Below are 24104 nucleotides of genomic sequence, written 5' to 3'. Positions count from 1 at the left end.
TGCGCGGCAAATCTCCTCTTGGGACTTCTAAACTAGCTGCACGTACCCATCCGAACATCCCGCCAACGCGCATCCCCCACTGCGGCCATTGGCCGTCTCCGCCCGCTCGCGAAGGCCATTGGCCGCAGCCGCACCTCCTAAAAACGCCCCGTTGGCGTTTTTCCATTAGCGGGCCTCACTCGTAGTCCGATTCCCTCAATCGGCCGCCCCCGCCAACTCACACCGCGTACGCCCCCGCGTGCTCCCCATCCATCGCGCCCGCCTGCTGAAACATCTCCGACGCCATCATCTCCGCTGGATTCATCCCATGCCAGCCCGGCACGCTCCCAGGCAGCGCCGCGAAATGCGCCGTCAGCCGGTTCTGGAAAAACATCTGCTCTTCCGCATTCGCCGGAATCCACGTCTTTACCAGATGCGTGTACATCTGCCGCGGCGTTAAAATCTCTCCATCCGCGATAAAGTAGAAATGCGTGCCCTTCACGTTCCTAAACGACGGCGTGAACCCCCACACGAAGTCATGGCGGTAGAAAAAATACCCATCCCGGATCAGTTGCCGGGCGATCTCATCAAGCTGTCGTCGGTTGTAATTCATGCGGCAGGAAAGCCCGCGTGGCTGCGGGAAAAACGGTGCTGGTGATGCTCCTTCAATTTAGCTTCCGCCATGCCAGCCCTCGCGCTGCCCAAAACCGCCCACCCGCTTCGACCAACAACTTCCGCCACTACTTCCCCCGCATTTCGCGCCCAAAGCGATCCGCCGCCACGCCTCGTATGAAAAAATTCTTTGTTCGGTTTTCCCCTCAACGGCTACCACTGAGCAGACCATAAATGCTCACCGACGCCGAACTCCTCCGCCGTTACGCCGCCGACCGCTCCGAATCCGCCTTCGCCGAGCTCGTCCGCCGTCACCTCGACGGCGTCTACTCGTCCGCCCTTCGCCGCGTCGGCTTCGACACCCACCTCGCGCAAGACGTCGCCCAGGCCGTCTTCATCGCCCTCGCCCGCCAGTCCCGCGCCCTCGCCAATCACCCGTTCCTCACCGCCTGGCTCTACACCACGACACGCAACGAAGCCGCCAGCACCGTCCGCCGCGAACGCCGCCGCAAAACCCGCGAAGCCGCCGCCTCCGCCATGAATGAAATCAATGCATCCGCATCCAGCGCCCTCAATACGACCACCGACTGGAGCCGCCTGTCTCCAATTCTCGACGACACCATCGACCAACTCTCCGAAACCGACCGCGCCGCCATCCTCCTCCGCTTCATCGCGCAAAAACCCTTCGCCGAAATCGGCGCCCAACTCCGCCTCTCCGAAGACGCCGCCCGCATGAGAGTGGACCGCGCCCTCGACAAGCTTCGCACCCTCCTCGCCCGCCGCGGCCTCACCTCCACCAGCGCCGCCCTCACCCTCCTCCTCGCCAACAACGCTCTCGCCACCGCCCCCGCCGCCGTCGCCACCACCATTGTCGGCAGCGTTCTCGCCCTCCCGCCCGTTCCCCTCGCCCTCCCCCTGCTCAACCTCATGACCGCTCACCCCATCGTCGCCACCACCGTCGTTCTTGCTAGCCTCTGCGCCGCACTCGTCATCCCCGTCACGCGCACGTACTCCGCCGCCGCTGCATCAACCATCGCGCCGACCTCCCATCCGGCCACACCACGAACTCCAAGCGCAGCTCCAACCCTCATCGCTTCCACGACGATCACGACTTCCTCCAGCACCACCGGTCCCGCGCAGCCAACCTCCACCGCCAGTTCCCTGCTCACGTCTGCATCGCAAACACGCGCTCCAGCCGCCGCCCCGCACACCGAAGACCCAGCGGTCTTCGCTGGTCGCGAGTTCCTCCTCCGCCACCCCGAAGTCGTCACCGACCTCATCGCCTGGGCCAACGCCCAGACCGACTTCAAATACCTGCCCCTCTACCGCGAACTGCAGCTGAGCCCCGCCCAAATTGAAAGATTCCGGAGCCTTCTGCGTGAGAACTTGCATTTCTCTCTCCCACATCGCAGTTCAGAACCGCACCTCCGCCTCCCCGCGGGCTCCGGGCTTGAGATGCGAACGATTCAGGCCGCACTGCGCGAATTGCTGGGCCCGGCCGGCTTCCAAGCCTTCCAAAAACATCGCCGCGAACTCTCCGTCCGCGAAAGCACCATCGCCATCGCCGCCGCGCTCACCACAACCGACCAGCCGCTAAGCGCCGTCCAGATCGACACGCTTCAGCGCACGATCCTCGCTCACACCGATTTCAAACGGACGTTTCTCCAGCAAGATTGGGGGAAAGTTCAGACCGCGCTGACCGGCCAGTTATCCGCATCCGCGCTCTCTGTTATCGCCCAGCTCAAGGCTCAGTCGGAGTACAATCTCGCATTGAACGAAGCCATGCCCAAGAGCAGTCCGCTGCCCGCCGGCAAGACCGTGATGGCCACCGTTTCCAGCGCCCCACGTCTGCAAAATCTGCAGCTCGCCGCCAATCGCGCTACAACCGAGGTCGAGTACCAGGATTTCCTCCGCCACGCAGCCCTCTCGCCCACTCAGACCGAAGCCTTCTTCGCGACCAAAGCGCAATTCAACGAAGATGCACTCGACGTCATCGCCATCCGCAATTCTCCGGATCGCCCACAGCAGCCCGCTGGATTTTTGAATCAGTCCTACCAGCAAGAAACTGCCACGCTCAATACGCTCCTCGGCCCCGCTCTTCTAAAAAATCTACGTCAGTACGAGCGCACTCAGCCCGCGCGCTTGCTGGTGAAGGCGTTCGCCGGTCTCGCCGCCACCGAACAAATGCCGCTGACCGTTTCGCAAATCGACCAGCTCACCCAATCCATCGTCACCCAAAGCACCAACTTCGCGAATGGCGGCTCCGTAGAGCTCAATAGCCTCGACTGGAAACTCATCGATCAGGCCGCCGCCAACCGGCTGACTTCGCAACAGGCCGGGCTCTTCCGCACGGTCGCCAACGGCGGCTCTAACTCTCGCTTTAACGCTCAAGTCGCCCAAGCCATCGCAGAGTCCCGCAAGCGCGGCGGTGACTGATCAAACACGACCAATCTTCAAAAATCCTGCAACCGCCCCTCGCCCGCCCCGCGCTCCGGCTCAATCCGCGCAAAAATTTCCCCGAGCAGATAAATCGATCCCGTCACGACCACCGTATCTTCCGGTCCACCCACGCGACACGCCACGCCCGATCCGGGAAAAACTTCCGCCACCGTCGTCCGCTTCACCGCACCCGAGAACGTCCTCGGCACCAGCGCCTCCAGTTCCTCAAACGAGCACGCCCTCGCCTGCTGCGGGATCACAAAGTGAATCTCCTTCGCATAGCGGCTGATCGTCTCGATTAACGCCTTCGCCCGCGCCGCACCCAGCACGCCAGTAACCACCACCGGCGCGCGCCCCGTCTCCTTCACCAGCCGCGCTAGATTCTTTTCGAGCGTCCCCGCGCCTTCCGGATTGTGCGACGCATCCAGGATCAGGCTACGCCCGCCCAGCGTCATCCGCTGCCAACGCCCCGGCCAGCGCACCTTCATCAACCCACGCGCCACCGATTCCTCGGTGAACCGCCACGTCGCTTGCAGCAACCGCGCGACCAGCGCCGCCGTCGCGGCATTCACGCGCTGATAATCCCCCTCCAGATTTGTCCGCGGGTAAGCCTCCGAAAAATCCCCCAACGCCTCGCGCACACTGTACAGCGGCGCGTGCTTCTCTTTCGAGATCGCCCGGATCACGCGGTCCGCCGCCTCCGGCAGCACCCCGATCACCACCGGCCGCCCGTGCTTGATGATGCCCGCTTTCTCCGCCGCGATCTTTTCAATCGTGTCCCCGAGAAACTCCGTGTGATCGAGCCCGATACTCGTGATCACCGCGACTTCCGGGACTACCACGTTCGTCGCATCCAGGCGCCCGCCCATGCCGACTTCAACGATCGCGATATCGCACTTCTCCCGCGCGAACTGGAGAAACGCCATCGCCGTCATGAACTCGAAAAAACTCGGGTGATCGTCCGGATTTTCCCGCGACACGTCTTCCGCGATCACCCTCAGCTCGTTCGTGTACGTCGTGATTTCACGCTCGCTCAAAATCCTCCGCCCCACCTGCACGCGCTCGCCCAGCCGTACCAGATGCGGCGACGTGTAGAGCCCGGTCTTCCAACCCGCCTCGCTAAAAATTGCCTCCAGCATCGCCGCCACCGACCCCTTCCCGTTTGTACCCGCAATATGGATAACCGGCGTCTTCCGCTCCGGATGCCCGAGCGCACCGACCCATGACTGCATCCGGTCGATGCCAAACTTCACGCCCTTCGCTTTCAGGGCGAAGAGATAGTCCTGCACCGCAGGATAATCGTTGAGCACGATGGCCGGCATATCGATGCGACCTGAAGCCGCTGCTTCGCCAGCTCAGCCCGCCTTCGCCGGCTCAGCCTTCGAGACAACCGGCTTCCGCAAGAACAGCGCGCCGAGCAAATCCGCGATGCGTTCGCGCATCTCGTGACGCGGCACGATCTGGTCCACCAGCCCGTGCTTCTGCAAAAACTCCGCCGTCTGGAAACCCGCGGGCAGCGTCTGCTTCACCGTGTCTTTGATGACACGCGCGCCGGCAAATCCCACCAGCGCCCCCGGCTCCGCGAGGATCACATCGCCCAGCGTCGCGAAACTCGCCGTCACCCCACCCATCGTCGGATGCGTGAGGATCGAGATGAACGGCAGCTTCGCTTCCGCGAGACGCCCGAGCGCCGCGCTCGTCTTCGCCATCTGCATGAGCGAGAAAATACCTTCCTGCATGCGCGCGCCGCCTGACGCCGAAAAAATCAGGCACGGGATTTTTTTCTTCAACGCGACCTCGATCGCGCGCGTGATTTTCTCACCGACCGCCGACCCCATCGCGCCCCCGCAAAAACGAAAATCCATCACCGCGACCGACACCGGGATTCCATAAATATCCCCCGTCCCGCAGATCACGGCCTCTTTGAGCCCGCTTTCCTTTTCGTACTTTTTGATGCGATCCGGATAACGCGCCGAATCCACGAACTTCAGCGGATCCGCCGAGCGAAGACTCTCGTCGGCTTCCTTGAACGTGCCTTCGTCGAACAGCGCTGCGATGCGGGGCCGCGCACCGATCGGGAAATGGTATCCGGATTTCGGGACTACCATCAGGTTGTCCTCGAGCTCCTTGTTAAAGACGATTTCCCCGGAGATCGGGTCTTTGGTATAAAGACCCTTGGGGATGTCCTTCTTTTTGACGACGGCGGTCGAATACTTCGGCTTACTAAACATCGACATGGAGGGAGGGAGTTTAACCGTGTCCAAACGTGACGACATCGAGGTTCAGGCAACCCGCGCGGCGAAGAACGCCTGCGCAGCTGTTGAGCGTTGAACCTGTGGTGAAAACATCGTCGACAAGAATGTAATGGTGTCCCGGCGTTATGAGGCCGCCCGGAGTCAGTGCAAAGGCATTTTTCAGGTTCGTCCGGCGCGTCTTCCGGTCAAATCCCGTCTGCGAAGCCGTGTCCACTACACGCCTTAACAAGGCCTCGATCCGTGCGCGCCCGCCCGACGCCTTCACCAACGCCTCCGCGAGTAACTCGCTCTGGTTGTACCCGCGCTCCCGCTTCTTCCGCGGATGCAACGGTACCGGGATCAGCGTCGCATCCGCGACCAACGTCATCACCCGCTCCGACCGCCGGAAAACCTCCGCGATGTCCTCCAGCACGTGCAGCCCGCGGTGATATTTCAACTCATGCACCAGCGCCCGCGCCGCACCTTTGAACAACACCGCCGTCCGCCCCTCGCGATACGCCGGATGCATCCCCTCGCAATGCGGACACATCCGCTCGCCCTCCACGTCTCCATAAAACGGATGCCCGCACGTCACGCACGCCGGCTCCTCCACAAAATCGATCTTACCCGCGCACGCCACGCACAGATGCCGGTAACCCGATCCCTCCACCAGCTCCCCGCAACTCACGCAGCCCGGCGGAAACGCCAGATCCACGAACGGAAGCAACCCGCCCGCACACTCACGAATTTTCGCGCGCCAGTTCCGCGCGCTCCCCTCGCATCCCTGAATCGCCATGCCGCGACTCAATAAAACACCTTCATCAAAAACAAGCCTTGCGGCGGCGCAGTCTCCACCCGCGCCACCCGTTTCCCTGTCTTCAACAATTCCCCCAGCTGCTCCACCGAAAGATTGCCATAACCGACCGACACCAGCGCGCCCCCCAGACTGCGCACCATCTTGTACATGAACCCATCCGCCGTCGCCGTGATGCGCACATGCTTTCCGCGCTTCACCAGATCGAACCGTCGCAGATCGCGCACCGTGTCTTCCTTCGGCGGCCCGTTCAGCGCCGAGAACGCGCGGAAATCATGCTTCCCCTCCAACACCGCCGCGCCCTTCGCCATCGCCTCGAGATCGATCGGCCGCTCGATCACCCACGAGAACGGCCGCGTGAATGGATCCGCATCTCCGAGATGGATATGATAAACATACGTCTTCCCCACCGCCGAAAATCGCGAATGAAAGTCCGCCGTCACCGCGCGCACCGATTTGATCTGAATCCCCGGCGGCAGCCCCACGCGCAACGCCGCCCGCAGTTTCTCCGGCCCGTGCCTCCACGCCGCATCGAAATGAAAAACCTGCCCGTGCGCATGCACGCCCGCATCCGTCCGCCCGCTCGCGTTGATGCGGATCAGTCCGCCAAAAATCTGCGCGATCCGCGCCTCGATCACATCCTGGATCGCCGTCCCGCCCGGCTGACTCTGCCAGCCCGCAAAGCTCGTCCCATCGTACGCGCACACACATTTCCACCGCGTCACACCCGCAGGCAGCGCCTCCGGCACATGCGGCTTCCTCGGCCCGCGCGGATCGTCTTCACTATCGCCACTCGCGTCCGGCGTCTTCACGCCGCCACTCACGGCAGATCCTCCGGCGGCGGTGGCAGCGACAGATTCTCCTCCAGAAAATCCTGCAAAATAATCGTCGCCGCGCGCGAATCGATCAGCCCGCTCGCCCGCACCTCACGCCGCTTCGACTTCGGAATCGACGACTCCGCTTCATACGACGTCAGCCGCTCGTCCACGAGATGCACCGGCAGCTTGAACTCCGCGTCCAGCCGCCGCGCGAACTTCTCCACCTCCTTCGCCTTGAACCCTTCCGTCTCGTCCATGTTTAGCGGATACCCCACGACCAAATCCGTGATCCTCCGCTGACGGATGATTTTCCCCAGCTCCGCCCAGCGCTTGTCCGCATCGGCATCGATGAGCGCGGGCAACGGAGTGGCGACGCCGATCTCGTCTCCAAAACTGAGCCCGATCCGGCGCTCACCCCAATCAATGCCCAGACACTTCATCGTGCGGTCAACGGCTCAAATTAAAGCCACTTCTGCCCGTTCTTCAGCGCCTCGATGCGCTTCAGCAGCAGCTTGATCTCCTGCGCCTTCGACTTCGGCGCGACCAGTGTCGCGTCAGGCGTGTTCACCACGATCAAATCATCCGCGCCCAGCACGGCGGTGAGATGCCCATCCGACGAAAACACGATGTTACCCTTGCCCTGCTCGATAATCGCCAGGCCCTTCGAGACATTGCCCGCCGCGTCCTTCGGATAGTGATCCGGCACCGCTGGCCACGAGCCCACATCACCCCAGTCAAAAGACGACGGCAGCACCACCACGTTCGCCGACTTTTCCAGCAGCGCGTAATCCACCGAGATCTTCACGAGCGTCGGATAAATCTTCTTGAGCACCGGCCCGAGCGGCTTGCCCTTCGCCAGCGCCGCACGGATCGGCGCCACACCCGCATTCAGCTCCGGCGTGTGCGCAGCCAGCGCCGCAAAAACGACCGACGCCTGCCACACAAACATCCCCGCGTTCCACACGTAATCGCCGGAAGCCAGATAACCCTTCGCCACATCGAGCGACGGCTTTTCCACGAAACGCTTCACCTTAAAAACCGGACGGCGCTCAAAACTCTTCCACTTCTCGCCCTGCTGGATGTAGCCAAAACCCGTCGCCGGTTCGGTCGGCGGGATACCGATCGTCACCATCACTTCGGCTTCAGTCGCCGCCGCAAACGCCGCCTTCAAATCACGCTGATAAGACTTCGCGTCGTGGATGATGTGATCCGCGGGCAACACCGCGAACACGCCCTTCGGATCGCGCGCCGCGATCACCGCCGCCGCCAGCGCCACCGCCGCCGCCGTGTCACGACCGACCGGCTCCGCGATGATGTTCGCCTTCGGCAATTTCGAGCACACCTCGCGCACGGCATCTTCCTGCACGGCGCTGGTGATCACGTAAGTATTCTTCGCGGAAACAAGCGGGCGCACCCGGTCGAGCGTCTGCGCGAGCATCGGTTTGGTGCCCACGATCGGCAGCAAATGTTTGGGACGCTGCGCCCGGCTTGCAGGCCAGAAACGTTCCCCTTTTCCCCCGGCGATGATGACGACGAATTGTTGCGGCATAGTATGAAAGCCGCGACCTATGAGCGGGCCTCGCGCATGGCGCAAATTCATTTGCGACACCGCCCGAAACCACTCTGTTACGCGCTTCCATGTCCGCGCCGCTGCCTACGCTCTCGCCTGCTGAACTCGCCCGCTACAGCCGCCACATCCTCCTCGATGAAATCGGCGTCGAAGGTCAGCGAAAGCTCGCCGCCGCCAAGGTCCTCATCGTCGGCGCCGGTGGCCTCGGCAGCCCCGCCGCGCTCTATCTCGCCGCCGCAGGCGTGGGGACGATCGGCATTGCTGACTTCGACCGCGTCCAGGAGCACAACCTTCAGCGCCAGCTCCTCCACGGCACCAGCTCCATCGGAAAACTAAAAACCGACTCCGCCGCCGACCGCCTCGCCGACATCAATCCCTTCGTCCGCGTCGTTCCCCTCCTCGACGGCGTCACCGTGAAAAATGCCATGCCGTTGTTTTCCGGCTACGACGTCATCGTGGACGGCAGTGACAACTTCGCCACCCGCTACCTCAACAATGACGCCGCCTTCCTCGCCAAAAAGCCGCTCGTGTACGGCAGCATTTTCAAGTTCGAGGGCCAGGTCGCCGTCTTCGATCCCGCGCGCGGCGGCCCCTGCTACCGCTGCCTCTTCCCGGAGCCTCCGCCCGCCGGGTCGGTTCCCAACTGCGGCGAAGCCGGCGTCGTCGGCGCGCTCTGCGGCGTCATCGGCAGTCTCCAGGCTTTGGAGACAATCAAGCTTATCGCCGGTTTCGGCGAGCCACTTATCGGCCGCATGTTGACCTACGACGCGCTCCGCCAGCAGTTCAACACCATCACCCTCCCCCGCGATCCCGATTGCCCCCTCTGCGGACGCTCCCCGAAGATCACTGCGCTTCACTCCGAAAACTACCAGACCACCTGCGAAACACCCGCGGCCTCCACGTCATCCCCTTCATCCATGAGCAACGAAACCCACCCGCTCGAAATCTCCGTCGAGGAAACCAAACGCCTCCTCGAAACCAATCCCAACGGCACCGTCCTCATCGACGTCCGCGAAGCCCACGAAGTCGAAATCTGCCGTATCCCCAGTGCGCAACACATCCCGATGCGCCAGATTCCCGAACACCTCGGCGATCTCCCTGCGGACAAACACCTGCTCATCCACTGCCACCACGGCGGTCGCAGCATGCGCGTCACCGAATTCCTCCGCAGCCGCGGCCTCACCGCCGTCACCAACGTCGCCGGCGGCATCGATGCCTGGTCGCTCCAGATCGACCCAACTCTCCGCCGCTACTGACCGGGTCGCTTCGACTGTAGCTGCTCATGTAAACCTAAGTCAGCTGCAAATCCCGCCTACACCGAAAAGACGAAGAGCCTCCGGGATTAGCCTGAAGGAATCCCTTTGCCGATCACTTCTTAGAGTCCTTCAACCGCCCCAGCGGCACGCTTCACGCTGACGATCACATTCTAATTGGTTTCACCACACTCCACATGCACCACACGCTGGACGACTCCGTCTTGATTCACCGCTGGGACAACTCCACGCCCCCGCGCATCACAATCAACTCCGGCGAGCGCATCACCCTGCACATGGCCGACTCCAGCGGCTATCAAGTGAAGCCCACCTGGAACGCCACCGACTTCAAAGCCCACTTCGATCCGCTCAAAGTCCACGCACTCACCGGCCCCGTTGCCATCGCCGGAGCAGAGCCCGGTGACCGCCTAGAAATTATCATCGAGTCCTACGAACACCGTGGCTGGGCTTGGACCAGCCTCATCCCTGGACTCGGTTTATTATCCGACGACTTCCCCGAGCATCACCTCTTCATCTGGGAACTCGAACGCCACCAGACGCGCTCCATACCCGGCGTCACCCTCGATCTTCATCCGTTCGCCGGAATCATCGGCGTCCAACGCGCCGAACCCGGCGAGTTCCGCACCCGCGCCCCAGGCCCCTTCGGCGGCAACATGGACGTCCGCCACCTCACCGCCGGCACCACGCTCTATCTTCCCGTCTTCACTCCCGGCGCGAACCTGCTCGCCGGCGATTGTCATGCCGCCCAGGGCGACGGCGAGGTCTGTATCAACGGCATGGAAGCGCCCATGAGCGTCACCTTTCAGATCAATCTCCTCAAAAACGCCCCGCTCGCGGCGCCGTACGCGATCTGTCCCAACCCACTCGTCCCGCCACGCTACCAGACCAAGCCCTGGCACCTCTTCATCGAGTCCGACGAAAATCCCCGCGAGGCCTGCAAACGCGTTGTCCGCCGCGCCATCGAGTATCTCGTCGCCCGCCTCGGCCTCACGCCCGAGCTCGCCTACACACTCTGCAGCGTCGTCCTCGACCTCCGCATCAGCCAGCTCGTGAACGTCCCCACCACCACCGTCACCGGCTATCTCCCCGAGGCGATCTTCGATAAATAAAGTCCGTGTCATCCGCGCCGCCGCGCCTCTAGCGTGTCGCCCTCATGAGTTCTCTGAACGGTCGTATTCTCGTCACTGGCGGCGCCGGCTTCATCGGCAGCGCACTCATCCACGCGCTGAACAAACGCGGCATCACCGACATCGTCGTCACCGACCTGCTCGGCCAGGACGAGAAATGGAAGAATCTCGTTCCCCTCAAATTCGCCGACTACATCGACGCCGGAAACTTCCGTCAGCGCCTCCACACGCAAGCCAGCGCCTTCGGCAAATTCTCCGCCGTCTTCCACCTCGGCGCCTGCTCCGCCACGACCGAGAAAAACGCGACCTACCTCGGCGACAACAACTACGAGTTCACCAAGGAACTCGCCGCCTGGACCCTCGCCCAGCAAGGCCGCTTCATCTACGCGTCCTCAGCCGCCACCTACGGCGACGGCGCGCAAGGCATGGACGACAAAACCGCCGATCTCCACGCGCTCCGTCCGCTCAACATGTACGGCTACTCGAAGCACCTCTTCGATCTCTACGCGCAGCGCCACGGCTTCCTCGACCAGATCGTCGGCGTGAAATACTTCAACGTCTTCGGCCCGAACGAAGATCACAAAGCCGACATGCGCAGCCTCGTGAACAAGGCTTACCAGCAGATCCTCGTCACCGGCCGCGTGCAGCTCTTCAAGAGCCATAAACCCGAGTACAAGGACGGCGAACAGATGCGCGACTTCCTCTACGTGAAAGACGCCGTCGAGATGACTCTCCACTTCGCCGAAAAAGCCACCACCAGCGGCGGCCTCTACAACCTCGGCTCTGGCGAAGCCAACACCTGGCTCACCCTCGCCCGCGCCATCTTCGCCGCCCTCGGCCGCGAACCCAGCATCGAGTTCATTGACATGCCCGAGGTTCTCCGCGGCAAGTATCAGTACTTCACCCTCGCCGACATCTCCAAACTCCGCGCCACCGGCTACACCCGCGCGATGACTCCCCTCGCCGAATCCGTCCGCGACTACGTCCAAGGCTACCTCGCGACCGGTAAAAAACTCGGCGACTGATTCACGCAGCCTCCGAAGTTAGGGCGCGTTAGCCTTAACGCGCCGGAGCGGCTCGCGCACACCAACCGCTCTGCCCCAACTCCTCCGCTCGAATCATCGCCTGCGGCATTCAGCATCGCAATACGCAGCCAGCCGCTGCTTCGCTGGCTGCAAATCACAGCTCCGCGCTCACAGATCCGTATACTTGTCCGAACGCCCGCGCGCCTTCTCCACCGGATACTTTTCCGCATTCGCCGCCATCTTCCGCTGGATCGCCGCCGCCACGTCGATCCCCGCGATGTTCGCGAACTCCAGCGCGTAGATGACCACGTCCGCGAGCTCCTCCTCGATCTTCGCCCGCTTCGCTGGATCGCGCACGATCTCCCGCGACGCGTTGGTCTCCGCCCAGAGGAAATGCTCCATGAGCTCCCCCGCCTCTGCCGCCAGCGCCATGCTGAGATTTTTCGGCGCGTGAAACTGCTCCCAGTCCCGCTCTTTCGCGAAGGCTAGCACCCGCGTTTTCAATTCAGCCAGCGTCGTTTCCGCATCTGTCAGCGTTTTCATGCGCTCACGTTACAGCCGCGTGAAAACTTTTTTCGACAAGAATTAGTGCTTGGCCCAAGGGCTGCTAAAGTCGATAGCTGTAATCGTTCACTCATGACACTGTCCTCCAAACATCATCGCTGCCACGCAGGCGCTTCGTTCACGAAGGCCTCCGCGTACTGCTGCGCCATGATGCGACAGGTTCGTCAAAATTGGACCCAACAGCAAAAAACCGGCGCGGGCTTCCAGGCCTGAACCTCCGACTAATCGGACCCAGTTCACCTCCTGAAAAAGCCCGGCCTTCTCGAAGAGAGGAGCCAAGTAACCACGTATATGCACACGATCATCCATCCGTTCAAAGCCACTGCTCACAGCCGCCTCAATGTTGTCTCCGGAGATTTCCGGAACCCTCATTACGACTGCGCGCAGCAGGCTGACGCCATGAAGGTCGTGGTCTACGTCCCCGGCGTCGAAGCCTCGGGCGTCGAGATCACCCTTCGCGGCCCCGACCTCGTCGTCACCGCCCGGAAATCTCACTTCGTGCGCGTCAACTGGTCCGCCCTCCACCTCGAAGGCGCTCAGCGCGACTACCAGCTCTCGCTCCGCGTGGGCAACGGCTTCGACCACGACGCCATGAGCGCCGAGATCGCGGATGGCGTGCTCACCGTCACACTCCCGCGTAAAGCCACCGGCTCGCTCGCCCACCGCCGCGTCGCCTGAGTTTTCGCTCGATAACCCTTTCCCGGTTTCGCGCGTTTGTCGCAGTCCCGGCCCTACACTGGTCGTCTGTGACAATCTCGCGAACCGGGCATTTTTTTCTGTGATTTTCGGAACAGTTCCGGGATTTGTTTTTCAACTAAAAGTGTTAAAGCCGCGCCCCCGGCGTGACGTTTTATCAACCACCTAACCCCCTTGTAGCCCATGCCTCTCTTCATTCCAGAAAACACCATGCCTCCTTCCAGCGAGCCCACCACCGTTCTCGTTGTCCCTCAGTACGACGTGCAATGGAACCGCCCGATCTTCCGCGCGCCCGCCATCAGCCTTCCCTCAGCCGCCCAGATCTGGTCCGACATTCCCTTCACCGCCCAATTCTCCGGCCGCGCCAAAGAACAGCCCTCAAGTACCAAGTAAGTCGGAAGGCGATCTTCCGGCTCGCTGGCCCCGCCAGCCGCGCCTGTAGAACGCCTTCGACTCGCGCCAGTCAGCTTAATTTCCCGAGGCCGGACTCTTAAAAAGTCCGGCCTCTTTTTTTCCTCAGCCGCCTACTTCCGGCTCTTCAACTGCTCCCCCGGCGCGTTCGCGATCTGCTCCCACGAGTAGAAGTGAAACGTCTTGTCCGTGGACATCGCCACGAACAGCCCGCCCGGAAACGCCGACGACAACGCCGCGCTCGTCACCTCGCTCCCGTCGCTCTCCAACGTCGAAAGTGACACCGTCTTCACGAGCGTATGGACATGCGCACCCGCCGCATCTCCCTCGCGCCTGTAGATATTAAACGTGTCCCGCTGCTGGTCCGAAACGAGTATGTACCCCGTCGCCGCATCGACCTCGTAAATGGAAACGCCCTCCACATCCCGCGCGAAGTCCTTCTGCCCGAAAAACGCCAGTTCACGCCCCGCCTCCGCCGCATCCGGATCGGCCGCGTACTTGCGCACACCCGCCATCTCATCGCTGTAGTAAACGTACCCCGCCGCGTCATCGACCGCGATCGACTCGATCTCCTTCTTTCCACTGTACGCACCAAACTTCCTCACCAACGTCGCCTTCACCGCCCCCGCGCCGTCGTCCTCCAGACGGTACTGCCACAGATAACTCCCCGACGGCCCGCTCTTGCGCCCGACGATAGCAAAAACCGCCCCGTCACTCGCGCGCTTATAGAGAGAAATCCCCATCGGATCGCGCAACGTCTCTCCGACGAACACCTCGATCCCGCCGCCATCGACCGCCGCCATCGTCGGCACCGCGAAGATCCGCAGCTTGTTCGTCAACCGCTCCGTCGTCACCGCGATGTCCACCGGCTTCCCGCCGAGCATCAGCCCGTATTCGAGATCCACGTTGTTCGGCCGCTGCAACCCGCTCACCGTCTTCTCGCGGATGATCTTCCCCTCCAGATCGAACACATAAAGCCCGCCGCCCGTCTCCTTGTCCGTCCCGATGATCAAGCTCTTCGCCGGATCGGCCCGGTTAACCCAGATCGCCGGATCATCCGAATCGAACTGCACCGCCTCCGTCACGCGCACAGGAGCGATTCGCGCCACCGACGATGACTGTGGCGACGAGCACGCCACCGAAGCCAGCAACGCGCTAACAGAAACAAAAAACAGGGACCGACGAAATGTAACCATGCGCCCACAACACGCACCACCGCCCAAATGTCGCGCCCAAGAGTGTTACATCTTCGCAACGGCCGAACGGCTTCTCATCCATCCGCAAAAAAGCCGCCGACCCAACTCAGGGCCGACGGCTTCCGTCTTCAAATTCAGAGCAGCACGTTCGTGCTCATCAGTTCACTCAAATCGTCATCGCGTGATAACCGCCGTCCACGATGATCTCCGCGCCCGTGATGAAGCTGCCCGCATCGCTCGCCAGCAGCAGCGTCGCGCCGATCAGTTCGCCCGCCTCGCCGAAGCGTTTCATCGGCGTGTGCCCCATGATGCTGTTCACGCGATCCGGCGTGAGCACCTTGCGGTTCTGCTCCGCCGGGAAAAAGCCCGGGACCAGCGTGTTCACGCGCACCTTCTTCGGCGCCCACTCACGCGCCAGGTTCTTCGAGAGATTATGCACCGCTGCCTTCGTCGCCGAGTAGGTGAACACCCGCGACAACGGCACCACACCCGACATCGAGCCGAGATTGATGATCGAGCCGCCCTCGCCGCGGTCGACGAGATACTTGCCGAAAATCTGCGAACCGAGAAACACGCCCTTCAAGTTGATCTGCACGATGCGCTCGAACTCGTCTTCCTTGATGTCGAAAAACGGCGTCGCCGAGTTCACGCCCGCGCCATTCACGACGATATCGATCTTCTTCGAGCGCTCCAGCACCTTGGCCAGCAGTCCTTCGATCTCCGCCTTGCTGCTTGCCTCGGCCGACACGAAATAAGCCTTGCCGCCCGCCGCCGCGATCTTGTCGAGACGCGCCTTGGCCTTCTCTTCATTGCGCCCCACCAGCACGACTTCCGCGCCAGCACCCGCAAGGCCCGAAGCCATCGCGCCGCAAAGTTCGCCCGTGCCGCCGATGACGACAGCGACCTTGCCAGCGAGTGAAAAGAGAGAGTTCAGATAGTCAGGGGAGCTCATAGAGTGAAAAACGCAGAAAGCCGCCCGCCCACTCCCGAGGCAAAGCAAAACGCAGGTGTCCGCGCCCGCCGCGACCTCGCGCCGCCCCGGCCATTCCGCTTGCTCCACGCCGCCCCCGCCCACGTTATCTCCCGCATGGCCCGCATCCCTCTTGAGGACAACTACGACGACGTGATCAACAAAGCCCAGCGTGGCCTCGGAATCACCGACGAACAACTCGCCCACCGCGCCCAAATCACGCCCGCCGACCTCGCCGCGCTCAAATCCGGCACCTTTCACGAAGTCGCCGCCCGCCGCGTCGCCCAACATCTCCGCCTCCACGCCGACGCCCTCTGCCAGCTCGGCAAAAAATCCTGGTATCCGACGCAACCCGTCTTCCGCACCGGCTTCGCAGCCTTCAACGGCAAGTTCGAAGACATGACGGTGAACAGCTACATCATCTGGGACGAACGCACCCGCCACGCCGCCATCTTCGACCCCGGCGCCAGCGGCGATAATCTCCTCGAGCTCGTCAGCTCCGAAAAACTCAACCTCCGCTCCATCTTCCTCACCCACACCCACGACGACCACATCGCCGACCTCGCGAAAGTCGTCGATGCGACCAAAGCCGAAGTCTGGGCCTCTGAACGCGAGCCCGTCGATTTCCCCGCCGCAAAAACCTTCAAAGACGGCGCCTTCTTCCACCTCGGCCCCTTCGCCATCAAAACGCTCCTGACCTCCGGCCACGCTCCCGGCGGCGTCACCTATTTCATCACCGGCCTCTCGTACCCGCTCGCGGTCGTCGGCGACTCGATCTTCGCCGCATCGATGGGCGGCGCACCCACGCCCGCGCTATATTCGGAAGCGCTGACCAACAACCGCCGCCACATCCTCACCCTCTACGCCGACACCGTCCTCGCCTGCGGCCACGGCCCGCTCACGACCGTCGCCCAAGAGCGGAAGCACAACCCGTTTCTGGCGTATTGATCAGTCAGCAATGAAGGTAGCGCTCTCCATAGTTCTACTGCTGGTCTCGGCGTGGCTTTTCTACCTATCGCTTTTCTGGGGCTGGGCCTCGGGCACAGGGCCCGCAGACCAGTCCCATCTCAAAACAGCCAGCAACGTAGCGCTCGCTGCCTCGTTTGTTTGTTTCTGGAGCGCAGTAGGGGTTTGGGTTGTTCCGCGTTGGGCTAAGCGAAATCGAAAGAACCGAACGCTTAGTGCTGAGCCACGACCTTAGATGGCCGCTGCCTGTCAGGTGTTTTCCGCAGTCGGACTCTTCTTTAAGCGGTCGACGATTTTCAAGCACACGTCGGTGTAGGCACCCATCCGAAACTCCCCATGCCAATATGCGATCTGTTCCGGCGTATACCCCATTGCCTCTTTCTGGGTAACATCAGCACCAAGATCCACCAAGCACGCGATGCTCGAAAGCGACTGAGCTTCGCTCGCCCAATGAAGTGGCCTCATCCCCTTCACGTCAGACTTCTCCAGCAAACTCGGATACTGCGCGATGAGCTCTTTGATTCGCTGCGTATCACTCTGCACGACAGAAACTTTCAGCGCCGATAATGCGTCAGCCTCCGACATGATCTTCCGTGGAAACAATCGAGAGAGGAACGACATCTTTGCCAGGCACTAGTTGCCCCAAGCCTCAGATCTGAAAATCTCCTTTGCCGCTGGTCTCGTGCAGCCCGCACTCGCGTTTGAGACCGCCGAAACGCGTGTCCTCTTCCTTCATCCCGTCGAGCAGCTTGGTCGTGCTGTGCCAGTCACCGACCGACACATACCCCTGATCCCACAGCGGATGATAATTGAGCCCGTGCTGCGTCAGATAGCGATGCACCGTGCGGTTATCCCAATCGATGATCGGGTGAACCTTCGTGATCTTGTTCTGCTGCTGCACGACCTTCAGCGCCTCGCGCGTGCTGCCCTGCGTGCGGCGCAAACCCGCCAGCCAGGCCGTCGCACCGAGTTCGCGCACTGCGCGATCCATCGGCTCAACCTTGTTGATAAAGTTATACCGCTTCAGCCCGTCGATCCCCTGCTCCCACTGCTTCCCATGAAGCGCCTCCTGCTCAGCCGCAGTCATGGCTGGCACGTACTTCTTGATGTTAAGGCCAAGCGACTCGGTCAGATCCCGCGCGAATTTATACGTCTCCGGAAACAAATAACCGGTATCGATGAAGATCACGGGAATCTTCGGCGCCACACGCGTCACCAAATGGAGCATCACCGCCGCTTGAATCCCGAAGCTCGTCGTCATCACGAGCCCGTCGCCAAACTGCTCCACCGCCCACTTCACCCGGTCCTCCGCACTGAGTTTTTCAAGGTCGAGGGACACAGCTGCGGTTTCGGTCGTACTCATTTCTTAGGTCAATGAAACTACTTAGGACATGTCTTAAGTAAAGATTGAACCCTATTTTTACCACACCTCTGCTACGTCACTAAACTCCAATGCTTTATGGATGGACGACCTCAGTGTCGTCCATTCCGTCTCACCTAAAATGCCCGGGCGCGTATGGTCGCGTTCCATGGACGCAGCCACACCCGTCCCTCCCGCTCGCACGGTCACAGCGCCTTCAACAACCGCTCCAACTCAGCCCGCTTCGCCTGCTGCTCTGCAAGCTGCTTACGCGCGCCGTCCAGCACCGCCGCCGGAGCTTTGCTCGTGAACGCCACATTCGCCAGACGCGCTTCCGTCCCGGAGACATGCTTCGTGATCGCTTCGAGTTCCTTCGTGAGACGCGCCTTCTCCGCCGCCGCATCCACCTTCACGCCCGTGTCGAGATACAGCGTGCCGTACGGCGTCACGATCGCCGGCAAGGCCGGTTCGCTAGTCGTGCGCTCCACCGAAGCCGCGCCAACCAACCGCGCGATCTTCGACGAATTGCTTTCCAGCACCGCCCAGTTCGCCGCATCAGCCAGCGCCAAGAACTTCACATCGCGCTTCTGCGCCACCGATTGCTCGGCCTTCAACTGACGCGCCAGCGAGGTGAACGTCTTCAATCCAGCCACACGCTCCGCCGCGCTCTGATCGAGCGTCGCGCCAATCTTTGCCAGCGCGCTCACAAACCCCTCCGACGTCTCGATCCGCGTGTCCTGCAACAGCGACTTCTCTGCGCCGTAGCCCAGCAGATGCCACAGCTCTTCCGTGATGAACGGCGCGAACGGCTCGAACATCAGGAGGAACTCGCGGATCACGAGATCCTGGATCGCCAGCACATGCGCCTTCGCGTTCGCATCCTGCAAACGCGCCTTCGCGACCTCAACATACCAGTCGCAAAAGTCGTTCCAAAAAAACGAATACAGCCGCTGCGTCGCGCCCGCGAATTCGAATTCCGCAAAACCGCGTTCCAGCGTCTTCATCGTGTCGAGCAACGCGCCGAGCAGCGCATGATCGTCATCATCGAGCTGCTTCGCATCCACGCGCGAAAGAATCGCCGCGAGCGAACAGTTGTCGCTCATCTCGCCGCTCATCTGGCGGAAACGGCAGGCATTCCATACCTTGTTGCAGAAGTTCTTCCCGCTCTCGATGCGGTCCTCGTCGAACTTCACGTCCTGCCCGAGCGGCGCGATCTGGAGCAAACCGAAGCGCAGTCCGTCCGCACCGTACTTCGCGATCAGGTCGAGTGGATCAGGCGAATTTCCGAGCGTTTTCGACATCTTGCGCCCCTGCTTGTCGCGAACGATGCCGTTGAAATAAACATGCTTGAACGGAATGCGCTGCTCTACCGGCGCGCCCGGCTTCGCGAATTCCAAGCCCGCCATGATCATGCGCGCGACCCAGAAGAAGATGATGTCCGCACCCGTTGCGAGCGTCGTCGTCGGGTAAAAACTCTTGAAACCAGACTTCTCCATCTCCGCCGCTTCCGGCCAGCCCAGCGTCGCAAACGGCCAGAGCCAGGAAGACGCCCACGTATCCAGAACGTCGTTCTCCTGTTCCCAGTTCTGCGGATCGGCCGGACCATCCAGCGACACATGAATCTTCGCCGGATCGTTGAGATCGGCCGTCGTCAGCGTCTCGCGATCGAGTCCCTTCTTGTACCAAACCGGGATGCGATGCCCCCACCAGAGCTGGCGGCTGATGCACCAGTCCTGAATGTTCTCCAGCCAGTTCAGGTAAACCTTCGTCCAGCGCTCTGGGTGCATCTGGATAAGGCCGTCGCGCACAACCGCCTTCGCTTCCTCGACGCGCGGATATTTCAGCCACCATTGCTGGGTGAGCCGCGGTTCGATCGGCACGCCCGCACGCTGCGAATAGCCGACATTATTTTCATAAGCCTTCTCTTCGAGCAACGCACCGCGTTCCTTCAACACTTCCGCCGCCTTCTTGCGCCCCGCGAAACGATCCATGCCCGCGATCTCAGGTCCCGCGAACTCATTCAAAGTTCCGTCCGCGTTCAGCGCATCGATCACCGGCAACCCATGCCGCTGCCCGATTTCAAAATCCACTTTGTCGTGCGCAGGCGTGACCTTGAGCGCACCCGCCGCGAACGCCGGATCGACCGCCTCGTCCGCAATAATCGGGATCTGCACGCGCTCGCCCAGCGGTCGCCACACTTTCTTCCCGACGATATGTTTGTAGCGCTCGTCATTCGGATGCACCGCCACCGCGACGTCCGCCGCGATCGTCTCTGGCCGCGTCGTCTCCAGCACGATATGCGTCATCGGCACGACATTTCCGTCCGCATCCTTCGTCGTCGTCGGCTCAACCAACTCATACCGCAGTTTGTAAATGAATCCTTTCGTCGGGCGCATCTCGACTTCTTCATCCGACAGCGCCGTGAGCGACGCCGGGCACCAGTTCACCATGCGCTTGCCGCGATAGATCAGTCCTTGATCAAAGAGCTTCACGAACGAGTTGAGCACCGCGCGGCTGTAACCCGCGTCCATCGTGAAATGCGTGCGATCCCAATCGCACGAGCACCCGAGCTGCTTCAGCTGATTGAGGATGATGTCGCCCTTCTCGTCGCGCCACGACCACACCCGTTTCAAAAACTCCTCGCGCCCCAGATCGTAGCGCGTCTTGCCCTCGGATTTCTTGAGATGCTTCTCCACCATCGTCTGCGTGGCGATACCCGCGTGATCGGTGCCGGGAATCCAGCACGCCGCTTTGCCTTCGAGCCGCGCGCGTCGGATCATCGCATCTTGCAGCGCGTTGTTGAGCACGTGCCCCATGTGCAGGATGCCAGTGACGTTCGGCGGCGGGATGACGATCGTGTACGTCTCCTGGCCAGGCTCGGCTTTGCCGGCGAAGGCCTTCGCCTCCAGCCAGGCGGCATACCACTTCTTTTCAACGTCGCGGGCTTCGTAGCTCTTGGTGATTTCGGCCATGGTCGTGTGCAAAATAAGAACCGCGAAAACAACCGCCCCGCCCCGGGAGTGGCAAGTGGTTTAACCATCTCCGCCCGCTCCGATCCCGCCCCAGCCCGCGTCATGCCCCGAGCAAACCACCCGCTCAACCCTGCGCCTAGGTTTCGGCCCAATTCCCGCTTTGCGCCACGCGTCTTTTCCCATTCATGTCCCCTTTTCATAAATGATCGGCCGCATCCAAAAGCATGCCCTTGAGCGTCTGAATTTCGTCGGCGAGGTCTCCACCGCCCAGCGACTCTCCGCCTGCAAGACCTTCCTGCGCCTCGAAAGCGCTATGATCCGTATGCGCCACGACGCCCGCGAATCCGGCCTCGTCGTCGCCCGCGCCCGCGCAGGCATGGTCGATGTGATGCTCGCCCACCTTTTCGACTACGCCATCACCAGCTGGACGCGCCAGCACGGCTCCACTCCCAGCGCGGTCTCCCTCGTCGCCCTCGGCGGTTACGGTCGCGGCGAACTGAATCCGTTCAGCGACATCGACATCATGTTTCTCTTCCCCTCGAAGGCGAAACTGAGCGCGGTTAAACCTCTCCAAGAGCATCTCGTGAACGAGATTCTCTACGTCCTCTGGGACTGCGGCATTAAAGTCGGCCACTCCACCCGCACCGTGGACGACGTCTTCGCCGAAGCCCGCAAAGACATCCAAACCAAGACCGCCTTGCTCGAGTCCCGCCTCATCGCCGGCTCCGAATCCCTCTACGAAACCTTTGCCCCCGCCTACGATAACTTCTCCCAAAAAGAAGACCCACGCGGCTACATCACCGCCCGCCTCGAAGACCAAAATTCCCGCCGCGCCAAGTACGGCAACACCGTCTTCCTCCAGGAACCCGACATCAAAAACGGCGTCGGCGGTCTCCGCGATTACCAGAACGCCCTCTGGATGGCCCGTGTGAAACTCGGCATCAAAAAGATGGACGAGCTCGTGGAGCAAAAACATCTCCGCCGAAATGAATGCCGCGATTTTCAGCGCGCTTACGAATTCCTCCTGCGCGTCCGCAACGAACTCCATTTCCAGAGCAAGAAGGCCACTGACCTTCTCAACCTCGAAGCCCAGCCCCGCGTCGCCCTCGGTCTCGGCTACACCAATCACAACCTCCTCGGCCGCGTAGAGCAGTTCATGCACGATTACTACCGTGCCGCGCAGATCATCTTCCGCGTCTCCCGCGTTCTCGAAAACCGCCTCGCCCTCTCCCTCGAACCCGTCTCGCGCGTCTCCTTCCGCGAAGTTTTGCGCGGATACCGCCATCAGAAAACCATCCGCATCGACGGCTTCATTCAACGCGGCAGCGAGCTCACCGCCGAAAAGCCCGACGTCTTCCAGGAAGATCCCGCGCGCCTCATCCGCCTTTTCCGCCACTGCCAGCAGCTCAACATCAAACCCGACTTCGCCCTCCAGGCCCTCATCAGCGAATCGCTCCCGCTCATCACCCGCCGCGTCCAGAATTCCCCCGACGCCAACATCAGCTTCCGCGCCATCCTCAGCGAAGCCGGCGCCGTCTTCCCCGCGCTCGAGCTCATGCACGACCTCGGCGTCCTCGGCCGCTTCATCCCCGAATTCGCCGAACTCACCTGCCTCGTTCAACACGAGTTCTATCACCGCTACACCGCCGACATCCACACGCTGCACGCCATTCGCGAACTCGATGGCGTCTTCAGCCAGGTCGAACCCATGGCCGCGAAATATCGTGAGGCTCTCCACGAAACCCCTGACCCCGCGCTCCTGTATTTGATTCTCCTGCTCCACGACATCGGTAAAGCCGAGGGCATCCAAGGCCATGCCGAAAGCGGCGTCCGCATCGCCATTCCCATCCTTCAACGCCTCGGCATCGAGCCCGCCAGCACCGAGATTGTCACCTTCATCATCAAAAATCATCTCATCATGGCACGCTTTTGGCAGAGGAGAGATGTCGATGATCCGAAAACATCCGCTGGATTCGCTGAGCTGGTGGACGATGCCGATAAGCTGCGCTATCTGTACGTCCACACGTTTTGCGACGCCCGCGGCACCGCCGGGGGGCTCTGGAACGGATACAAAGACACCCTCCACACCACTCTCTATCGCGCCACCCTCGAACGCCTGATCCACGGCGAAGCCGTTGAATCCCGAAATTCTGAACGCACTCAAATGAAGCACCACGAGCTGATCTCCAAAAAGATCCCGGGCATCGGCGCGGATGAAATCACCGCCCACTTCAATCTCCTCCCGGAACGCTACTTCATCCACACGGATACCAGCGAGATCGCCCTCCACATCCAGATGGTGAACAAGCTTCTTCACTCCATCACCGCCGCCGATTCCGTCGGCTCGCTCAAACCCGTCATCGAGTGGAAAGACGACCTCAACCGCTCCCTCACCGTCGTCAATGTCGTCACCTGGGACCGCGCCGGCCTCTTCTACAAACTCGCCGGAGCCTTCTCCGTCGCCGGCCTCAGCATCCTCGGCGCGAAAGTCATTTCCCGCACCGACCACATCGCCATCGACACGTTCTACGTCGTCGAGCCTGCCCGCGGCGTCGTCCAAAATCACGTATCCACAGAAACCTTCGCCAAAACCGTCGAAGACGCGCTCGTCGGCAGCAAAGACCTCTATCCCGACATCGTCGCCCAATCTAAAAAACTCGGTAACCGCTACGCCGGCACCGCCAACAATCCCGAGACGTTTCAGAGCTCCTTCCCGCCGACCGTTGACGTCTATCACGAGCTCTCGATGCAGCGCACCATCGTCGAAATCCAGGCGCACGACCAAATCGGACTCCTCTACCGCCTCGCCAAGACCATCTACGATCACGGCTTCGACATCACCTTCGCCCGCATCGGCACCGAGCGTAATATCGCCATCGACACCTTCTACATCGAGAGCGCCAACCACGAAGCCACCGAAGACCTCGGCCGCCTCCACGCCCTACGCGACGCTCTCACTGCAATCATCACCCCGCCGACGCCTCCACCGGTCAACGGCCACTCCACCCCCGCCGTCGCCCTCGCCAAGTAGCGGCGCGCAGCGAGCGGCGCGTCGCCGCCTTCTCGTCCGCCCCGCG

Annotated in this window: 21 protein-coding genes; 8 read left to right on the top strand and 13 right to left on the bottom strand. The window is 61.6% G+C overall.

The window, feature by feature from the left end:
* Nucleotides 1-217: 217 nt before the first annotated feature.
* Nucleotides 218-592 carry a hypothetical protein gene (locus tag CMV30_RS16220; protein WP_096056994.1) on the bottom strand — a complete coding sequence of 125 codons (375 nt, stop codon included), beginning with the start codon at nucleotides 590-592 and terminating at the stop codon, nucleotides 218-220.
* Nucleotides 593-825: 233 nt separating this feature from the next.
* On the opposite strand from CMV30_RS16220, the gene CMV30_RS16215 reads away from it, so the two are divergent.
* Nucleotides 826-3027, top strand: a complete 2202-nt coding sequence (locus tag CMV30_RS16215; RefSeq protein WP_096056993.1) for an RNA polymerase sigma factor — start codon at nucleotides 826-828, stop codon at nucleotides 3025-3027.
* Nucleotides 3028-3044: 17 nt separating this feature from the next.
* Here the strand turns inward: CMV30_RS16215 and CMV30_RS16210 are convergent, their stop codons facing one another.
* The 6 genes from CMV30_RS16210 to CMV30_RS16185 form a co-directional block, all read right to left on the bottom strand.
* Entirely contained in the window at nucleotides 3045-4352 is a 1308-nt protein-coding gene (locus CMV30_RS16210) for a bifunctional folylpolyglutamate synthase/dihydrofolate synthase (RefSeq protein WP_096056992.1), read from the bottom strand.
* 33 nt (nucleotides 4353-4385) lie between these two features.
* Nucleotides 4386-5267, bottom strand: coding sequence for an acetyl-CoA carboxylase, carboxyltransferase subunit beta (gene accD, locus CMV30_RS16205; RefSeq protein WP_096056991.1), 882 nt, complete (start codon nucleotides 5265-5267; stop codon nucleotides 4386-4388).
* Nucleotides 5268-5280: 13 nt separating this feature from the next.
* The gene (locus tag CMV30_RS16200) at nucleotides 5281-5991 is read right to left on the bottom strand and encodes a ComFC family protein (RefSeq protein ID WP_245844277.1); all 711 of its coding nucleotides are present in this window, start codon (nucleotides 5989-5991) and stop codon (nucleotides 5281-5283) included.
* Nucleotides 5992-6068: 77 nt separating this feature from the next.
* Nucleotides 6069-6890, bottom strand: coding sequence for a tRNA pseudouridine(38-40) synthase TruA (gene truA / locus CMV30_RS16195; protein WP_245844275.1), 822 nt, complete (start codon nucleotides 6888-6890; stop codon nucleotides 6069-6071).
* 8 nt (nucleotides 6891-6898) lie between these two features.
* Entirely contained in the window at nucleotides 6899-7336 is a 438-nt protein-coding gene (ruvX, locus tag CMV30_RS16190) for a Holliday junction resolvase RuvX (protein WP_096056990.1), read from the bottom strand.
* Nucleotides 7337-7356: 20 nt separating this feature from the next.
* On the bottom strand, nucleotides 7357-8445 hold the full coding sequence (locus CMV30_RS16185; protein WP_096056989.1) for a mannose-1-phosphate guanylyltransferase: 1089 nt from the start codon (nucleotides 8443-8445) through the stop codon (nucleotides 7357-7359).
* Between the two features lie 89 nt (nucleotides 8446-8534).
* Here CMV30_RS16185 and moeB point away from each other — a divergent pair, with 89 nt between their 5' ends.
* From moeB to rfaD, 3 genes are all read left to right on the top strand, one after another.
* Nucleotides 8535-9722 carry a molybdopterin-synthase adenylyltransferase MoeB gene (gene moeB / locus CMV30_RS16180; RefSeq protein ID WP_096056988.1) on the top strand — a complete coding sequence of 396 codons (1188 nt, stop codon included), beginning with the start codon at nucleotides 8535-8537 and terminating at the stop codon, nucleotides 9720-9722.
* Nucleotides 9723-9916: 194 nt separating this feature from the next.
* A complete protein-coding gene (locus CMV30_RS16175) occupies nucleotides 9917-10849 on the top strand; it encodes an acetamidase/formamidase family protein (protein ID WP_096056987.1) in 933 nt (310 codons plus the stop codon).
* 44 nt (nucleotides 10850-10893) lie between these two features.
* Nucleotides 10894-11892, top strand: a complete 999-nt coding sequence (gene rfaD / locus CMV30_RS16170; protein ID WP_096056986.1) for an ADP-glyceromanno-heptose 6-epimerase — start codon at nucleotides 10894-10896, stop codon at nucleotides 11890-11892.
* A 168-nt stretch (nucleotides 11893-12060) separates the two neighbouring features.
* Here rfaD and CMV30_RS16165 read toward each other — a convergent pair whose 3' ends face one another.
* A complete protein-coding gene (locus CMV30_RS16165) occupies nucleotides 12061-12435 on the bottom strand; it encodes a nucleotide pyrophosphohydrolase (protein WP_096056985.1) in 375 nt (124 codons plus the stop codon).
* Nucleotides 12436-12747: 312 nt separating this feature from the next.
* On the opposite strand from CMV30_RS16165, the gene CMV30_RS16160 reads away from it, so the two are divergent.
* Nucleotides 12748-13134 (top strand): Hsp20/alpha crystallin family protein, encoded by a 387-nt coding sequence (locus tag CMV30_RS16160; RefSeq protein ID WP_096056984.1) that lies wholly within the window; start codon nucleotides 12748-12750, stop codon nucleotides 13132-13134.
* A 201-nt stretch (nucleotides 13135-13335) separates the two neighbouring features.
* Nucleotides 13336-13545 carry a hypothetical protein gene (locus CMV30_RS16155; protein ID WP_096056983.1) on the top strand — a complete coding sequence of 70 codons (210 nt, stop codon included), beginning with the start codon at nucleotides 13336-13338 and terminating at the stop codon, nucleotides 13543-13545.
* 131 nt (nucleotides 13546-13676) lie between these two features.
* Here CMV30_RS16155 and CMV30_RS16150 read toward each other — a convergent pair whose 3' ends face one another.
* Both CMV30_RS16150 and CMV30_RS16145 read right to left on the bottom strand, forming a co-directional pair.
* On the bottom strand, nucleotides 13677-14759 hold the full coding sequence (locus CMV30_RS16150; RefSeq protein ID WP_096056982.1) for a phytase: 1083 nt from the start codon (nucleotides 14757-14759) through the stop codon (nucleotides 13677-13679).
* Between the two features lie 166 nt (nucleotides 14760-14925).
* A complete protein-coding gene (locus CMV30_RS16145; RefSeq protein ID WP_096056981.1) occupies nucleotides 14926-15711 on the bottom strand; it encodes an SDR family oxidoreductase in 786 nt (261 codons plus the stop codon).
* A 135-nt stretch (nucleotides 15712-15846) separates the two neighbouring features.
* Here CMV30_RS16145 and CMV30_RS16140 point away from each other — a divergent pair, with 135 nt between their 5' ends.
* On the top strand, nucleotides 15847-16677 hold the full coding sequence (locus tag CMV30_RS16140; RefSeq protein WP_096057828.1) for an MBL fold metallo-hydrolase: 831 nt from the start codon (nucleotides 15847-15849) through the stop codon (nucleotides 16675-16677).
* 267 nt (nucleotides 16678-16944) lie between these two features.
* Here CMV30_RS16140 and CMV30_RS16135 read toward each other — a convergent pair whose 3' ends face one another.
* From CMV30_RS16135 to CMV30_RS16125, 3 genes are all read right to left on the bottom strand, one after another.
* Nucleotides 16945-17316 (bottom strand): ankyrin repeat domain-containing protein, encoded by a 372-nt coding sequence (locus CMV30_RS16135; RefSeq protein WP_217494412.1) that lies wholly within the window; start codon nucleotides 17314-17316, stop codon nucleotides 16945-16947.
* A 28-nt stretch (nucleotides 17317-17344) separates the two neighbouring features.
* Nucleotides 17345-18058 (bottom strand): phosphoadenylyl-sulfate reductase, encoded by a 714-nt coding sequence (locus tag CMV30_RS16130; protein ID WP_096056980.1) that lies wholly within the window; start codon nucleotides 18056-18058, stop codon nucleotides 17345-17347.
* 203 nt (nucleotides 18059-18261) lie between these two features.
* Nucleotides 18262-21027, bottom strand: coding sequence for a valine--tRNA ligase (locus CMV30_RS16125; protein ID WP_096056979.1), 2766 nt, complete (start codon nucleotides 21025-21027; stop codon nucleotides 18262-18264).
* A gap of 202 nt (nucleotides 21028-21229) precedes the next feature.
* Here CMV30_RS16125 and glnD point away from each other — a divergent pair, with 202 nt between their 5' ends.
* The gene (gene glnD / locus CMV30_RS16120) at nucleotides 21230-24058 is read left to right on the top strand and encodes a [protein-PII] uridylyltransferase (RefSeq protein ID WP_096056978.1); all 2829 of its coding nucleotides are present in this window, start codon (nucleotides 21230-21232) and stop codon (nucleotides 24056-24058) included.
* Nucleotides 24059-24104: the final 46 nt, after the last annotated feature.

Origin of the sequence: Nibricoccus aquaticus (assembly GCF_002310495.1) — a bacterium.
GTDB lineage: Bacteria > Verrucomicrobiota > Verrucomicrobiia > Opitutales > Opitutaceae > Nibricoccus > Nibricoccus aquaticus.
The sequence above is the reverse complement of the archived record's forward strand: the minus strand, read 5'-3'. Positions and strand labels throughout refer to the sequence as shown.

Coding starts and splice junctions, on each gene's coding strand:
- CMV30_RS16220 (WP_096056994.1), bottom strand. CDS start 592: ATGAATTACAACCGACGACAGCTTGATGAGATCGCCCGGCAACTGATC.
- CMV30_RS16215 (WP_096056993.1), top strand. CDS start 826: ATGCTCACCGACGCCGAACTCCTCCGCCGTTACGCCGCCGACCGCTCC.
- CMV30_RS16210 (WP_096056992.1), bottom strand. CDS start 4,352: ATGCCGGCCATCGTGCTCAACGATTATCCTGCGGTGCAGGACTATCTC.
- accD (WP_096056991.1), bottom strand. CDS start 5,267: ATGTCGATGTTTAGTAAGCCGAAGTATTCGACCGCCGTCGTCAAAAAG.
- ruvX (WP_096056990.1), bottom strand. CDS start 7,336: ATGAAGTGTCTGGGCATTGATTGGGGTGAGCGCCGGATCGGGCTCAGT.
- CMV30_RS16185 (WP_096056989.1), bottom strand. CDS start 8,445: ATGCCGCAACAATTCGTCGTCATCATCGCCGGGGGAAAAGGGGAACGT.
- moeB (WP_096056988.1), top strand. CDS start 8,535: ATGTCCGCGCCGCTGCCTACGCTCTCGCCTGCTGAACTCGCCCGCTAC.
- CMV30_RS16175 (WP_096056987.1), top strand. CDS start 9,917: ATGCACCACACGCTGGACGACTCCGTCTTGATTCACCGCTGGGACAAC.
- rfaD (WP_096056986.1), top strand. CDS start 10,894: ATGAGTTCTCTGAACGGTCGTATTCTCGTCACTGGCGGCGCCGGCTTC.
- CMV30_RS16165 (WP_096056985.1), bottom strand. CDS start 12,435: ATGAAAACGCTGACAGATGCGGAAACGACGCTGGCTGAATTGAAAACG.
- CMV30_RS16160 (WP_096056984.1), top strand. CDS start 12,748: ATGCACACGATCATCCATCCGTTCAAAGCCACTGCTCACAGCCGCCTC.
- CMV30_RS16155 (WP_096056983.1), top strand. CDS start 13,336: ATGCCTCTCTTCATTCCAGAAAACACCATGCCTCCTTCCAGCGAGCCC.
- CMV30_RS16150 (WP_096056982.1), bottom strand. CDS start 14,759: ATGGTTACATTTCGTCGGTCCCTGTTTTTTGTTTCTGTTAGCGCGTTG.
- CMV30_RS16145 (WP_096056981.1), bottom strand. CDS start 15,711: ATGAGCTCCCCTGACTATCTGAACTCTCTCTTTTCACTCGCTGGCAAG.
- CMV30_RS16140 (WP_096057828.1), top strand. CDS start 15,847: ATGGCCCGCATCCCTCTTGAGGACAACTACGACGACGTGATCAACAAA.
- CMV30_RS16135 (WP_217494412.1), bottom strand. CDS start 17,316: ATGTCGTTCCTCTCTCGATTGTTTCCACGGAAGATCATGTCGGAGGCT.
- CMV30_RS16130 (WP_096056980.1), bottom strand. CDS start 18,058: ATGAGTACGACCGAAACCGCAGCTGTGTCCCTCGACCTTGAAAAACTC.
- CMV30_RS16125 (WP_096056979.1), bottom strand. CDS start 21,027: ATGGCCGAAATCACCAAGAGCTACGAAGCCCGCGACGTTGAAAAGAAG.
- glnD (WP_096056978.1), top strand. CDS start 21,230: ATGATCGGCCGCATCCAAAAGCATGCCCTTGAGCGTCTGAATTTCGTC.